Source organism: Xenorhabdus bharatensis, from assembly GCF_037996705.1.
Taxonomy (GTDB): Bacteria; Pseudomonadota; Gammaproteobacteria; order Enterobacterales; family Enterobacteriaceae; genus Xenorhabdus; species Xenorhabdus bharatensis.
Genome location: NZ_JBBMXG010000106.1, coordinates 1 through 226 on the forward strand (window position 1 = coordinate 1; position 226 = coordinate 226).

General features: G+C 56.2%; 1 tRNA gene. It reads right to left on the minus strand.

Going from position 1 to position 226, the window contains the following annotated elements:
• Positions 1 to 21 precede the first annotated feature (21 nt).
• Positions 22 to 97 (minus strand) — tRNA-Ala (locus AAC855_RS21835).
• Between the last annotated feature and the right edge of the window lie 129 nt (positions 98 to 226).

The following is a 226-nucleotide window of genomic DNA, read 5'->3' on the forward strand; positions in this document are numbered from 1 at the left end:
GTATTTTCAAGAGGCGTTGAATGGTGGAGCTAAGCGGGATCGAACCGCTGACCTCCTGCGTGCAAGGCAGGCGCTCTCCCAGCTGAGCTATAGCCCCATCAGATGTATCGTACTGCACAGCCATTCCCCTTATGCGAATCACGCCGCCGAAGGAAGAATTGGTAGGCCTGAGTGGACTTGAACCACCGACCTCACCCTTATCAGGGGTGCGCTCTAACCACCTGAG